We start from the raw sequence: 13,957 nt of genomic DNA, 5'->3' as shown, positions 1-13,957 counted from the left end.
GTCAAAGTACTTCGTGCTCGGGAGAACAAGAAGAACAGACAGGCACCCCAGCAGGCCGTTGCTACAGCGCGAAGCCCACCATCAGCGACGCGGAGGCGCGGGGCACCAATGCCACGCCGGAGTCCCTGCGCGCCACCACGCCTCCCGCCGACGCGCTCAGCAGCGTCGACACGCCGCCGCGCACGCGCAGCCGCACGCCTCCGGACACCAGCGCCAGCGGCTCCAGTCCGAAGCGCGCCTCATCGGAGGGAAGCCCGCTCTGGAAGACGGCCAGCGCCCCGGCCTCCAGCGCGCTGGAGAAGGTCCACGGTCCGTGCTTCCAGTGCGGTCCCGCGTTGAGCCGCAGCTCCAGCTCCGTCTGCCGGAAGGCCACCCGCTGGCCCGAACCCCTGCGCACCGCGAGCCCCACGCCCGACACGTCCAGTCCCCAGCCCAGCCGACCCTCGCGCTCCAGGCGCACGTCCAGGCCCGGGATGGAGGGAAGGCCCGCGACAATCCCAGACGTCAGGGACGGCCCCACCGCGAGCAGCAGCGTGGACCCCACCCCACCCTTGCGCGCGAGCCACGACCGCGCGGCCTGCTCCAGGGGCGCGCCTCCCACGGATGCACTGCCATTGACGGGCACCGTCACGGACCGAGACAGGAAGCCCTCCTCCGCGCGCAGCAGCAGCCGGTATGCCCCCGGCGCCACGGCGAGCGTCGTGGGGCCCTCGCCCTTCTCCAGCTCCGCCACCAACGCGCCGCTTTCGGAGGAGAGGACCAGCCAGCGGCCCGGGGCCTTCACATCCAGGGTCAGCCGCCCCCGTGCCTGCTGCGGTTCGGAGAGGACCAGCTCCCCGCGTCCCCGCAGGTCCATCCGGAACGTCGGGCGCTGCAATCCTCCCGCGGAGACGAGCGTGGACTCCAGCGTGCGCGCGTAGGCGTAGCGGTACGCCTCCTCCAGCGTGACGCGTCCGTCGCGCGACGCATCCGCCGCGCCGCGCAGTCCCGCCGCCAGGTGGTGCGTGAAATAGGAGCCCTGCAGCGCGTCCGACTCCTGGGCGTATTCGTCCGCGCCCGAGGCGCTGATGACGACCCGTCCCTCCAGGTCCGCGGCCTCCATCAGCATGGGCGCTGCCACGGGCTTCAGGCCCTTCAGGCGCGTGGCGACCCCGGAGCGGCACGAGTCCAGGATGAGGAGCCCCACGCCCACGGGTGCCCCCTTGAGGAAGTCCACCAGCTCGCGCATCGGAAGCTCGGTGCCGCGCAGGTGCAGGCGGCCGTCCCCCGCGTGCGAGGAGACGTAGAGCACCAGCCAGTCACGCGGCGAGGCCTCGGAGGACAGCCGGGCCTGGAAGCGCGTCAGGGCCTCGCGCAGCGTGGCGGCATCCGTGCCCAGCAGCGTCACGGTGCGCTCCGGGGGCACCGCGCCCACCTCCTGGAGCACCTCGCGCATCCGCCGCGCGTCCGCCTCCGCGAAGCGCAGCCGCTCCTCTCCCGACAGCCCCTGGTTCTCACCGACGATCAACGCCCAGCGGCGCGGGGCCTCCTCCGCCGCGCGGGCGTGGAGCGGGGCCAGCCACCCGCAGAGGACGGCCAGCAGCCCCACCACCGTGGAGAGCCACCGCGGTCTCATGGGGCGACCCGCAGGACCGCGTGGGCGCTCGCCTTCCCGAGCCCTTCGGGCGTCACCGCGTCCAGCGGCCCCCTTCCCCTCGCACGGGCCTCGACGATGCGCGCGAGGAGCCCCGCCTTCGCCTCGTCCGCGAGCAGCGGCGTGTCGGAGAAGAACGCGTGCAACGCCACCGACCCCGGCGTCACCTCCAGCGGCGGCGACAGCTTCACCTCCGCCCCGGGCTCCACCTTGCCGCTGGTCCGTCCCCCCTGTGGCCAGAGCACGTCCACCGCCCCCGCCTCATCCACCGCGAGCACCAGCACGTCGCGGTGCGTCCCCGTGCCCACCGCCAGCGTCACGCGCTCGCCGGGCCTCGCGTTCGTGACCGGCGCGCCGCCCTCCGACAGCAGCCGCAGCGCCACGCTCCCCTTCAGCCGCACGCCGTCCTCCGTGCCCTTCGGCACGTAGACGACCAGCGTCAGCCCCACCGCCAGCGCGACCACCAGCGGCCCGCCCCAGCTCCAGCGCGTCCGCGCCGGCTGGGCCCGCTTCGCCTCCAGCTTCGCGAACACCGTTTCCGCCCGGGGGGCTCGCAGGCTCGACTCCCGCGCCCGCCGCAGCTCCTCCGCGACGGGTCCGCACGTCCCGCAGGACGCGACGTGCGCGCCCATGCGGCCCGTTGGATCCAACCCCGAAAGCCACTCGTCCAACTCCAACCGCGAGAGGTGCTCAGCCACGGTCCGCCTCCAGTGGCTCTTCCGGCAACCGCCCCAGCTCCGCGGCCTTCTTCCGGATGGACTCCAGGTCGCGGACGATGGTCTTTCGCGACACATCCAGCATCTGGGCAATCTCCTCCTGCGTCAGCCCGTCGAAGAAGTGCAGCGTGGCCACCTCCAGTTCGCGCTCCCCCATCCGGCCCACCAGGTGGCGGATGAAGTCGGCGGCCTCCCACTGGCTGGGGGTGAGGGCCGCGGCCTCCTCGCGCTCCGGCAGCAGCGGTTCGCGCAGGTGGCGCGAGCGCAGCGCGTTGAGACACAGGTTGGTGGTGGCGCGGTACACGTACGTCATGGGGCGGGCCTCTCGTCGGAACCGCGCGCCGGCCGTCAACATGCGCTCGAAGACCTCCTGCACGATGTCCCACGCATCGGCGTCACGGCCGAGCAGCGCGAGCGCGCGACGGTGCACCACGGGCGCGAAGCGCTCGTAGAGCTCCCTGAGCTCCTCCGCACCGAGCCCGCTCGCCATCCGCGTGTCCGACCTTCCTGTTCGTGCTTGTGACACCCGGGCCCGGGGGCCTGGGACATCGAATCCGCAATGGGGTGTGGGATACTAGCCGCGCCCCGGCGGCATGTCCCAGGTCGCGCCCGTCGGGTGTCCCAACCGCACGTGAACCGACTCCTGCCCGCCATCCTGCTCGCCCTGATTGGAGCGGGGTGCTTCGACCCGCTGTACGAGGACCCGGATCCACTGGGCGAGGTGGCGTGGGCCGTCTGCTGCGTCTCCGGTCAGGTGGACACATGCCGCTGCGAGTCGCTCGACGGCTGCCCGGCCTCCTTCCGGCCCTGCGAGGCGGGCACCTGCGCGGAGTCGCTCAGCCAGTCTTGCGGCGCCTCCACGGACGGCGGTTCGTCGGGCCCCCAGGACGCCGGCAGCGGCGTGAACACCGACGGCGGCCTCATCCTGGATGGCGGCAGCAGCGTCGACGCGGGCATCCCCGCCGATGGCGGCGTCAGCACCGACGCGGGCACCCCCACCGATGGCGGCGCCAGCACCGACGCGGGCACCCCCACCGACGCGGGCACTCCCACCGACGCGGGAACAGGCGCGGACGCGGGCACCGTGGACGCGGGCCCGGGGGACCCCATCACGGAGTACCGCCCCTGTTGCGACCCACGCACCCGCCAGGTCACCACCTGCGCCTGCCCTGCCTCGGGCTGCGCGACCCCGCCCTTCACGCCCTGCGCGTATGGCCGGTGCGCCTTGACGGGTCAGCGCTGCGACTGAGGATGCCGTCGGCTACTTCTTCTCCAGGATGACGGCATAGAACTCGATGCCCACCCCCTGCCGGTCCTCCTGGGTGATGTAGTCCTCCGGCAGGCCCAGGAACTCGCGCACCGTCTGGATGCCGCCGGGGCCCGGGGTCCACGGCTCGCAGAGCTTCAGGTACTCCGGCAGGGAGAACAGCTCGAAGTGCTCGCCCATCGTCTTGAACATGCCCACGAACTGCTCCCACTGGGGCGTCGTCTTCGTGGGGTCCTTGGTCTCGAAGGTGGTGAAGAGCTTGGAGCCCGGCGCGGCCCAGTCATACAGGTCGCGGAAGAACCTCCGGTTCTCCTCCGCCTGGAGGAACACGGTGATGCCGTTGGCGCCCAGCGCCACCTTGCGCTCGCCGCCCAGGAACTCGCGCACGTCGGGGCGCTCCAGGAACGGCTTCGCCTGACGGATGTCGCACTCCAGGTAGCGCACGCGCGGGTCGTCGCCCAGCAGCACGCGCGCCTGCGCCATCGTCAGCGGGTTGATGTCCGAATACAGCACCTTCACGTCCGGCGGCAGCACGCCGTGGACGTGGTCGTTGGTGGGCAGGCCGGACGCGAAGTCCACCCAGTGCGTGAAGCCCTCCGACGACAACCGCTTCGCCGCCACCTGGAGGCAGGAGCGCAGCATCCGCACCCACTTGCGCGTCGAAGGCAGCAGCGAGAACAGGGCCTCCGCGGCCTGCCGGTCCGCCTCGAAGTTGTGCGTGCCGCCCAGCGTGTAGTCGTAGATCCGCGCCGCGTCGGGCACCTGGGGATTCACCCCCGGCACCCGGGCCAGTTCGTTCGCATCCATGGTCATCACCCTCCTCCTACGGAGCCAGGCCCGCGACCTGGCGCAGCAATTCCAACGGCCCCAGCGCCGCGACCGCGCTGAACTGCTCCGGCGTGCGCACCAGCAGTGAGCCCGCGAACCCCAGCGCGTTGACGTTGACGCCCAGGTGCTCCGCGCGGCTCCGCGGCACGAGCAGCATCCAGTCCCGGGTGACCAGCAGGTTGTAGGGGGACGTCGCTCCCAGGCCCAGCGCCTCGCGCAGCAACCGGTACGCCGCCAGCATCCGGGCGCCCGGCGCCGGGGCCTCCCAGGGCCCCAGTCCCACCAGCAGGTGGAGGAAGGGCAGCGTCCCCGCGGCCACCACGCGGCCCGGCCCCGGCAGCGCGGGGAGCAGCGCCTCCACCGGGGCCCGCAGCACCTGGGGCCCCAGCGGCGGGACGAGCTGCAGGTGCTTGTGCCGCTGGCTGGCGCCCGCGATCTCCCCGGCGTTGTAGAAGGCCAGCCCGTCCAGCCCCTCCAGGCACGTCGCGAGCGCGTCGAAGTCCCCGGCCGTCAGCAGCGCGTCCTGCGATTCGAAGTCGCGCGTCACCAGCAGCAGGTGGTGCTCCACGACGTTGAACTTGTTGAGCAGGCACACGTGCGCGGGCGCCACGTCCCCCAGCACCAGGGCCGGCTCCGGGGGCGCGAACGGATTGAACGGCGCCGCGCGGGAAGGCGCCGGACGGGGACGCTCCTTGAGCGCCACCCGCCCCAGCACGCGCACCTGGAACGTCGCGCCCCCGTCCACCACGGTGCGGGCCTCGGTGGTGATGGGCTGCAACGCGCCGGTCTCCAGCGCATGTCCGGTGACCGCCAGCGTGCGCGACCAGAGGTCTTCAGGCGTCAGCGGTGCCGCGCTCAAGGAAGGGACTCCCGTTCAGGGGGCAGCCGCCAGTCTTTGCCGTCCACCACCACCAGCGTCAACTCCCCCTCCCCGCCGCGAGGCTCAGCGCGGGGGGCGGAAGACGTACTGGTGCTCCTGGGGTCCGCTGCCGGGCGGGTACTGCGCATCCATGAAGGCGACGCTCGCGCCCTGGGTGATGAGCGCGTCCTGGAGGCTGTCGTACAGCACCACGACCTGGGTGGGCTTCCCGGTGGGATCCACGTCCACGCGCACCTTGAGGTTGCCCTTGAGGTCCGGGTTCGCCTGGAGGTGCTCCAGGTAGAGGGCGACGAGCCCCAGCGACACCCGGTCGTAGATCTGCTCCACCGTGCCCTTCGCGGGCGTCGCGGGCAGGCGCAGCTTGCGGCTCAGCTGCGCGGTCTCCTCCACGGCCTCCGGCACCGGGCGCTCCGGGGCGGCGAGCGTCGCCCGGTACGCGGCCATGGCCTCCACCAGGCGCTCCTGCTTGAGGAAGAGCCGCGCCCGCCGCACCTGCAAGTCCGCGCGGCCCGGGGCCACCGCCACCGCCTGCGTCAGGCGCGCCTCCATGGCGGCCAGGTCCGAGCGCGCCTCCGCCAGCGTGGCCAGCCGCGACAGGGGCTCCACGTCCTTCGGGGTCGCCGCGCTCAGCCGCACCAGGGCCTTCTCCTCGTCCTCCGGGCGTCCCAGCTCCGCGCTCAGCCGCGCCCAGGTGGCGAGCGCCGTCGGCTCCGCGCCGCCGAGCGTCGCGTAGCGCTCCAGCATCTTCAGCGCCTGCGCCTTGTCCCCGGCGGCGAGCCACGCCTCCGCCTGTCGCCGGTGCGCCTCGCGGTCGTGGGGCTGGAGCGCGACGAGCAACGCGCCCGCCTCCGCCCCGGCCTTCACGTCCCCTGCCTCCCCGGCCAGCCGCGAGAGCACCTGGAGCGCCTCCGGCTGCTCCCGCCAGTCCTTCACCGAGCGCGCCAGGAGCGCCCGCGCCTCCGCCGCGCCCCCGGGCCGGCCCGCGAGGACCAGGCCCAGGTCGGTGCGGATGCGCGGGACGTCCAGCTTCGCGAGCGCCTCGCGCAGCCGCGCCTCCGCCTCCGCCGGCCTGCCTTCCGCCTGGAGCCGCAGGCCGTCCACCCAGAGCGCGGGCGCGAAGCCGGGCACGGCCTTGCGCGCGGCCTCCAGCGGGGCGCCCGCCTCCTTGAGCATCTTCCAGCGCACGTACACGAGCCCCATGCCCACGTGCGGCCACGGGTTCTCCGGGTACAGCACCGCCAGCGCCTTGAACTCGCTGAAGCTCTCGTCGGAGGGCAGCGCGAGGAAGGCCCGGTACAGCCGGGGCATGGGGTCCCGGGGCGCCTTCGCCTCCTGCGCGTCCAGCTCCGTGCGCAGCGCGCTGGGCGACCCCTGGATGCGGGCGGTCTCCATCCGTTGGAGCATCGCCATCCCGTCCGCCGCGGAGGCAGGCACCGGCCTCGCGCCCAGGGCCGAGGACGCGCACAGCACGGACAGCAGCACCAGGAACGGCAGGGGACGGGACGTCATCGGGGGGCCAGGACGTCCAGACGCTAGCAGATGGCCGCACGGGACGGCCTCCCCCCCTTTTCCGGACTACACTCCCGCCGTCCCTTTCGGTCCGGGGTGCCTGATGCCGACCCGCCCGCGAGCGCAGGTCCTTGAAACCTTGTCCCGGAGGGCCTTCCACGAGGCCCTGCCCCCGGAGTGGCGAATCCAGGACCCACACCGGGACCACGGCCTGGACGCCCGGGTGCAGCCCTTCGAGCACCGGAGGGCCGTCGTCCCCCCGTTCTTCGCGGGGCTCGAAGCCACCGACGGCGGCGCCGGGGATGACACGGGCGTCACCGTCACCTTCAGGGCCGAACGGCTCCGCGAGTACCTGGACGCGGCGCACCCCGTGATGCTCGTGGGCTTCCACGCGCCCACGAACGGGCTGTTCTTCGCCTGGGTCCACCAGCTCGCGGCGGCGCACACCCTGGAGGAGCGCGAGCGGTGGGACTTCGAGAAGACCGTCCGCCTGCGCCTGGAGGACGCCCTGCGGGCGCGCGAGCCCGGGGAGCTCATCGACGAGGTGCGGCGGTTCTTCGCAGCCCGGCACGCCGCGCCGCACGACGCCCCCGCACGGGTGCGCCTGGAGCTGCCGCCGGGCGACCTCTCCCACGCGGTGCGCGACACGGTCGCCTCCTGGCTGGACACCGCCCGCCCCCAGGTGCGCCTGGAGGCGTCCGGGGACGCGGAGGTCGTCCTGGAGGTCGCCGCCGACTGGAGCGCCATCCAGGTCGCGTCCTCGGACCACCGCCCCTGCCTGCCCACGTCCCTCCCCCCGGCGCCGACCTCGGAGGAGGCCGCGGGCGTGGTGCAGCTCATCGCGGCCATGGCGCTCTCGCTCGCGGGCCGCCCCCACGCCGCGGCGTCACTGCTGGTGGAGGCGCTCCGGGCCTGCGCGTGGCCCGGGAGCACCGCCTCGCGCCTCCTGTCGCAGCCCGTGGTGTGGAACGTGCTGTTCGCGACGGAGGACTTCGACGACGTGCCCGGCGCCGCGGAGTTCCTCGCCACCCGCGAGCTGAGGCCCCAGGCGCTGCTCGCGGCCCGCGTGGGCGGGAGCGTCCTGCGAAGCCGCCCGTCCACCCGCCGGTTCGCGGCCTCCCAGCGCTACCGCGCGATGCTCCAGCGCCTCCTGGAGCGGACGAACAGCCCCGACGTCAGCGGCGCCCTGCACGCCTGGCTCGCCCACCACCTGCGCGGCTCCGGGCTGGGCAGGGAAGCCGTGCACCACCAGCGGCTGGCGGCGATGAGCGACCCGGGCCACCTGCAACGCGATGACTGGTGGAGCGGGATGGCGGAGGCGCTCCTCCTGCGAGGCTGCGCCCGACAGGCCCTGGCCTGCGCCGGACATGCCGCGGCGTCAGGCGAGCATCGGCCCGCCCAGGCCCTGCACGCGGACGTCCTCTTCCGCCTGCGGAGGTTTGGAGACGCCGACCGCGTGTTCTCCCAGTGGTTCGAGCAGGGCCCTCCGCTGGATCCCCAGGGGGTGCTCGAACACTTCACCACGCCCCTGCTGCTGGAGACCTTCGGCGACGGCCGTCGCCAGGTAGGCCTCGCCCGGCGGCGCGCCACCGAGGCCCGCGCCATCGAGGCCCCCTCGCTCCAGCTCGCCGCGTTGCAGGAGGCACTCCAACTGGATCCGCTGTGCGAGAGCGCCTGGACGCACTACGCGGAGCTCAAGGCCGACATGGAGCCGGAGCGGTCCACGAACTGGTGGCTGGCCCGGGCCGTGCTCACGGGGCACCGGGACGTCACGGCCTGCTTCAAGGCCATGGAGTCGCTCAACCATGGCTCGGGCCAGGTCCCCGGCCTGCTGCGGCTGTGCATCCTCGCGCTCGCGCTGCGACACCATGGCGAGGACTTCTACGCGGAGGCCGAACGGCAGCTCACCGCCGCCTCCGGCGGAGACCCCTTCGACGACTACCTGGCGTACCTGCGCGGCCTGGAGGACGCGGCCCGGACGTTCTTCCGCGACCCGGAGGGGGCGAACGAAGAGGGCACGCGCACGGCCCCTGGAGCTTCACGGTCGCGTTTTCCCTGAGTTCCGCCCGCCGGCACCCCAGCGCCGCCTGGGAAATCGCCCTGGAGGGCGACGCGAGCTTCAGGCCAAGGACGTCACCGGCCCTGGAGGGCTTGACCCGGACCGGGAGGGCTGGGAGGAATGGCCCATCATGGCCGCCGCCGAGAAACTCGTTTTCCCGACCATCGTCGAGGGCCTCTTCGTCCGGGGATTGTCCGGCAAGGTGTCCTTCGCCCTCAAGGAGCAGCTGCGCAAGGAGGGGCTGGACCTGGACCGCCCGCTCCAGCCGGCGTACTCGCTGGACACCTGGGCGCGCTGCGTGGCGCTGACGGCGAAGTCCCTGCACCCGGAGCAGCCGGAGCCCGTCGCGTGGCGGATGCTGGGGGAGCGGATGATTGACGGCTACCGCGACACGATGGTGGGCCGGGCGCTGCTGGGCGTGCTGCGGCTCATCGGGCCCAAGCGGATGCTGCTGCGCACGCAGCACAGCTTCCGCACGGGCAACAACTACACGGAGGTCCGCATCACCGAGCGCGGCGAGCGCGAAGCGGACCTGTGGCTCAACGAGCCCGGCCTGCTGCGCTACTTCAAGCAGGGCGTGATGCTGGCCACGGTGCGCGCGGCCAGCGGCCCCGCCACGCAGGTGGACGTCGTGCAGTACGACGACGACAGCGTCACCTACCGCGTGACCTGGGGCGTGCCCGGGTCCGGGTCCTGAAGCACCGCCAGCCCGGGGGTGCCCGCGCTTCGCGGATCCGCGACCGGAGGCCCCTTGCTCGCACCGGGCCCCATCTGCCAGCGTGGACCGCCTGGGGGTGGTGCCGGGACCGCGCCCTTGAAGAGGGGGCTGCATCCAATGCCGTCGCACGAGCGCGCCAACCTGCCGCGCTGGAACGGTCAGCAGGGTTTCTTCGAAATCTGGTTCCTGGTGGTGCTCGACCCTGGCGGAGACCGCGCCTGGTGGTTGCGCTACACCCTGTTCACCCCGGCGCCCGGCGCGCCCGGCGAGCCCCGCGCCACGGTGTGGGCGGCGGCGTTCGACTGCGCGTCGCCCACGCGGCCCGCTGTGGCGCTCAAGTCCATCCACCCGGCCTCCGCCTTCAGCGCGCTGACGCCGTCGGGGGTGCGCATCGGGGACTCGGAGTTCTCCCCCGGGAAGTGCCACGGACAGGTGGCCTCCGGGGAGCACGCCATCGCCTGGGACCTGCGCTTCACGTCGGACGGCCGCGCGCCGGTGCGCCGCGAGCCGCGCGGCACGTCGCTGCTGCCCCTGCCCACGCGCGTGGCCCACGTGCACGACGACGTCACCTTCGAGGGCACGGTGACGGTGGACGGCGAGCGCTACGAGGTGAAGGGCGCGCCCGGCCTGCAGAAGCACCTGTGGGGCACCCGGCGGATCGAGGAGCTGACGTGGCTGTACTGCCCGCGCTTCCGCGAGGACCCCGACGCGCGCCTGGAGGCGATGATTGTTCGCGCCCAGCGCAAGCCCGGCCACCCGAGGCTCGCGCCCATCTACCTGCGCACGGGCGACGGGCAGCACACGTTCCATGAGATGCCCAACATGCTCTTCACGCGCGTGACGTCGCCCGCGCAGGGCGTGCTGGAGTTCAGCGCCACGTCCGCCACGGTGGCCATGAAGGGCCGGGCGTGGTGCGACCCGCGCACGCTGGTGGGCTACGCCTACCGCGACCCGACGGGCTGGGACGTGCTGGTGGCCCAGAGCGACGTGGCCCAGTGCGAGGTGGAGCTGTCCTCCCGGCCCCACCCGTTCGCCGCGTGGCGCCCCACGAAGAAGCTCACCTCCACCGTGGGCGCGCTGGAGTTCCACGCGCCAGAGGCCATGCCGGGCGTGCGCTACATCCCGTGGGATGGCACCTCGATTCCCCGCGAGGACGCGCAAGAGCCGGTCCGCGACGCGGGCTGACGCGCAGGCAGGCCCGGAGCCGGAGGCAGGGCCCGTGCCCTCCCCCGCTCCCGCCGCTGGGGAGGGAGGAACCTGCGGCCACGGGCCCGCGATGCCGTCCGGACAGGAGGGGTGGGGCCTGCGCCGGGATGTGGAGGGGAGCTTCCGTGGCCACCCTCTGGGGTGACGGCCCGCCGTTCCCCTGACACCCCATGCACCGACTGCTGCGACACCTCCGGTCGCTCTTCCGAGTGGAGCCGGGACGCCCGGCCCTGTGGGCGGGCCTGCGGGCCGCCATCGCCACGGCGGTGCCGCTGTGCCTGGCCTTCCTGCTCGGCGTGCCCCAGGCCGGCTGGGCGGGCCTCACGGGGCTGCTCGTCACGCTCGCGGACAAGGGCGGCTCGTACCATTCGCGCGCGCGCGTCATGGGCCTGGTGACCGCGCTGGGGGCGCTGGTCGGAATGCTCGCCGCGCCCGCGGGCCACACGTACTGGGTGGACGCCAGCCTGCTGCTGTTCGGCGTCACGGCGGCCAGCTTCGCGCGCTGCTACGGCGACACGGCCGGGGCGGTGGGAGGCCAGCTCGCCGTCATCTTCGTGGTGTCGTTGGGCGCGCCCGCGGCCACGCTCGGCGACGCCGTGGCGCGGGGGGGCTCCCTGCTCCTGGGCGGCCTGTGGGCGATGACGCTGTCGCTGCTGCTGTGGCCCCTGCGTCCCTACCGGCCCGCGCGCCGCGCGGTGGCCCGCGTGTACGCGGCCCTCGCGACCGCGGCGGAGGAGCTGGGCGCGGCCACGCTGAACGGGGCCACGGCCGACCAGTGGGCGGAAGGATTGAGGCGCCATGGGGGAATCCGTCCGGACATCGAACGGGCCCGGGGCGTGCTCGCGGCCACGCGGCGCGGGCGTCCGGACGAGTCCCGGCGCGGCGAGCACCTCTTGGTGTTGGTGGAGCTGGCGGAGCCCATGGTGGCCCTGCTCAGCGCGCTCGCGGAGGCGATGCAGGTGGTGGGGAGGGACCCGCACCTGCACGCCACGCGGGAGCGCGTGGGGCGGCTGTGCGAAGCGCACGCCGCGATGGACCAGTGGGTGGCGCGGGCCCTGCGGCAGGAGCGCAACGAGGGCATGCGCGCGCCGCCACGGCTGGCGCTGCGCCCCAGGCGGAGGCAGCCCGCCAGGATGTCCGCGCCCGCCGTCAGACAGGGGGCGGAGGGGCCGCTGTCCGCGCACGTCGCCACGCTGCTCGACCGGCTGAGGGAGTACGCGGGCGTGACGCACGAAACGGCGTCGGGGTTGCTCTTCGGGGACCCGGTGTCCGCGCGCGGCAAGGGCACCGTGCGGGGGCAGCCGGAGGCGCGAGGGGTCTCCCCGTGGCAGCCGGTGCGCGACAACCTCCACCTGGACTCGCTGGTGCTGCGACACGCGCTGCGCACGGGGATGGTGGCGACGGCGGCCCTGGGCCTGACGCGGGCGTTGCAGGTGGGCGACGCGCACTGGGTGAGCCTCACGGTCATCTCCATCCTCCAGCCCTACGCGGGCAGCACGGAGGAGCGCGTGCTCCAGCGCACGCTGGGGACGCTGGTGGGCGCGAGCCTGGCGGCGCTCATCGCGACCACCGTGCACACGCCCGCGACGATGATCGTGGTCATCAGCCTGCTGACGGCCGTGTCGGTGGCGCTGCTGCCCTTGAACTTCGGGGCGTTTCAAATCCTGCTCACGCCGGACTACCTGCTGATGGCGACGCTCAGCTCGGGGGACTGGACGGTCGCCTCGCAGCGCTCGCTGGGGGTGCTCATCGCGGGGACGCTCGCGCTCCTGGGCTCCTGGACGCTGTGGCCCAGCCCGGAGCGCCGCCGCTTCCCGGACGCGGCGGCCTCCGCCCTGCGCGCGGATGGGAAGTACCTGCAACGGCTGGCCACGCACCGCAGCGGCACGGAGCCGGAGGTGAACGAGGAGCGGCGCCGGTTGGATCAGGCCCTGCTGGAGGCGGAGTCGTCCTTCCAGCGGCTGATGACGGAGTACCGGGGCCCGCCGCAGCACCTGGAGTCGGGCATGGCGCTGCTCACCTACGCGAGGCGCTTCGCGCTGGCGGTGACGGCGCTGGGCACGGGCCGGTTCGAGGGACGCACGTCGGTGCTGCCACAGCAACTGGCGCAGCGGGCCAGCGACAGCCTGGAGCTGCTCGCCCGCGCGCTGCAGGAGCGACGGGAGCCCCCGCCGCTGCCACCGCTCTCCCTGCCACGCACCAGCGACGATCCTGTCCTGGGCGCCCTGCTGGAGCGCGTGCCCCGGCAGCTCGGCATCCTGCACGGCGCGGTGGCGCGGCTCAGCGAGGGGCCGGCGCTGCGCTGACGGCCGGAGCGGGCGCGGCGCACGCGCTCTGGTACTCCTTCAGCTTGCGCCCGAAGCGCGCATGTTCCTCTTCGGGCCACGCCTCCGGCAGCAAGCCCACCGCGCGCTCCTGCACCTTCAAGGCCTCCGCGCACTGCCCCAGGCCGAAGTACGCCGCGGCGGCGGTCTCCTGCACGTAGGGATTGGAGCGCTCACGACGCAGCGGGCGCCGCACCGTCATCAGGGCCACCGCATACTGCCTGGCCTGCACCTGCTGCCAGGCCACCTCCGTGGCGGCCCACCAGTCCCAGGGTGAGAGGGCATGAGCGCGTGCCACGGCTTGGGGATACAGCCGCTCCTGGGGTGACTGCACGGCGAGCCGCCTGGCCAGGTTCCTCCAGGCAGGGGCGCTCTTCGGATTCTGGGACACCCGCTGTCGCGCCCACGCCAGCTCATCCTCCTCTGTCAGCCTCCCATCCGGAGGAGTGAAGCGGAGGTTGAACGTGTACGGGATGCTCAATGGATGGCCCGCCAGGGTCGGCGGACGATTGTGGGTGGCGTACAGCTCGTCGAGCGCGCGCTGGGTGCCCTCCACCGGCCCACCCTCGACGACCTTGCAGTCGCGGACCCTTCCATCCACATCGACCCGACAACGGAAGATGAGCAGCGCGAACATGCCGCGACGGACCAGCTCCACGGGATGCGGCGAAACGAACAGACCTCCGGAGATGCGCTCCGGACGACCGAAGGATTCGTGCAGGAACGTGCAGGCATCCTCAAGACCCGCTTCGCAAGCAGCGGAGAGGTCACCCAGGGCACGCAGGAGCTCCTCCTGGGAGGGGGTGCCCTTCAGGAG

Annotated in this window: 12 protein-coding genes; 5 read left to right on the top strand and 7 right to left on the bottom strand. The window is 73.5% G+C overall.

The features are described 5' to 3' along the window. Window positions 1-61 precede the first annotated feature (61 nt). The 3 genes from OV207_RS16180 to OV207_RS16170 are packed head-to-tail and all read right to left on the bottom strand — an operon-like array spanning window position 62 to window position 2,839. Window positions 62-1,615: a caspase family protein gene (locus OV207_RS16180; RefSeq protein WP_267556101.1), complete on the bottom strand. Its 1,554-nt coding sequence runs from the start codon at window positions 1,613-1,615 to the stop codon at window positions 62-64. Then, entirely contained in the window at window positions 1,612-2,331 is a 720-nt protein-coding gene (locus OV207_RS16175) for a hypothetical protein (protein WP_267556100.1), read from the bottom strand. Before OV207_RS16175 ends, OV207_RS16180 begins: the two co-directional genes overlap by 4 nt. Continuing rightward, complete coding sequence (locus OV207_RS16170; RefSeq protein WP_193428466.1) at window positions 2,324-2,839, bottom strand: sigma-70 family RNA polymerase sigma factor; 516 nt, start codon at window positions 2,837-2,839, stop codon at window positions 2,324-2,326. Before OV207_RS16170 ends, OV207_RS16175 begins: the two co-directional genes overlap by 8 nt. 141 nt (window positions 2,840-2,980) lie before the next feature. On the opposite strand from OV207_RS16170, the gene OV207_RS16165 reads away from it, so the two are divergent. Continuing rightward, window positions 2,981-3,598 (top strand): hypothetical protein, encoded by a 618-nt coding sequence (locus OV207_RS16165; protein ID WP_267556099.1) that lies wholly within the window; start codon window positions 2,981-2,983, stop codon window positions 3,596-3,598. Between the two features lie 12 nt (window positions 3,599-3,610). Here the strand turns inward: OV207_RS16165 and OV207_RS16160 are convergent, their stop codons facing one another. The 3 genes from OV207_RS16160 to OV207_RS16150 all read right to left on the bottom strand — a co-directional run bounded on the left by OV207_RS16160 (window position 3,611) and on the right by OV207_RS16150 (window position 6,833). Beyond that, window positions 3,611-4,423 (bottom strand): SAM-dependent methyltransferase, encoded by an 813-nt coding sequence (locus OV207_RS16160; protein WP_267556098.1) that lies wholly within the window; start codon window positions 4,421-4,423, stop codon window positions 3,611-3,613. A 16-nt stretch (window positions 4,424-4,439) separates the two neighbouring features. After that, the gene (locus OV207_RS16155) at window positions 4,440-5,303 is read right to left on the bottom strand and encodes an ATP adenylyltransferase family protein (RefSeq protein WP_267556097.1); all 864 of its coding nucleotides are present in this window, start codon (window positions 5,301-5,303) and stop codon (window positions 4,440-4,442) included. Window positions 5,304-5,387: 84 nt separating this feature from the next. After that, a complete protein-coding gene (locus OV207_RS16150) occupies window positions 5,388-6,833 on the bottom strand; it encodes a hypothetical protein (protein WP_267556096.1) in 1,446 nt (481 codons plus the stop codon). A 103-nt stretch (window positions 6,834-6,936) separates the two neighbouring features. Between OV207_RS16150 and OV207_RS16145 the strand changes: the two genes are divergently transcribed. The 4 genes from OV207_RS16145 (at window position 6,937) to OV207_RS16130 (ending at window position 13,122) form a co-directional block, all read left to right on the top strand. Next, window positions 6,937-8,892: a DUF4365 domain-containing protein gene (locus tag OV207_RS16145; RefSeq protein ID WP_267556095.1), complete on the top strand. Its 1,956-nt coding sequence runs from the start codon at window positions 6,937-6,939 to the stop codon at window positions 8,890-8,892. Between the two features lie 130 nt (window positions 8,893-9,022). Next, window positions 9,023-9,589 carry a DUF2378 family protein gene (locus OV207_RS16140; protein ID WP_267556094.1) on the top strand — a complete coding sequence of 189 codons (567 nt, stop codon included), beginning with the start codon at window positions 9,023-9,025 and terminating at the stop codon, window positions 9,587-9,589. A gap of 138 nt (window positions 9,590-9,727) precedes the next feature. Then, a complete protein-coding gene (locus OV207_RS16135) occupies window positions 9,728-10,795 on the top strand; it encodes a hypothetical protein (RefSeq protein WP_267556093.1) in 1,068 nt (355 codons plus the stop codon). 191 nt (window positions 10,796-10,986) lie between these two features. Then, window positions 10,987-13,122: an FUSC family protein gene (locus tag OV207_RS16130; RefSeq protein WP_267556092.1), complete on the top strand. Its 2,136-nt coding sequence runs from the start codon at window positions 10,987-10,989 to the stop codon at window positions 13,120-13,122. Here OV207_RS16130 and OV207_RS16125 read toward each other — a convergent pair. Continuing rightward, window positions 13,097-13,957: hypothetical protein (locus OV207_RS16125; protein ID WP_267556091.1), on the bottom strand; the 861-nt coding region annotated here is incomplete at its 5' end. The genes OV207_RS16130 and OV207_RS16125 overlap by 26 nt on opposite strands.

The organism is Corallococcus sp. BB11-1, assembly GCF_026626625.1.
In the GTDB taxonomy this organism is placed as follows: Bacteria; Myxococcota; Myxococcia; order Myxococcales; family Myxococcaceae; genus Corallococcus; species Corallococcus soli.
Note: the sequence above shows the minus strand (reverse complement) of the source record. Positions and strands in the feature narration are given on the sequence as shown.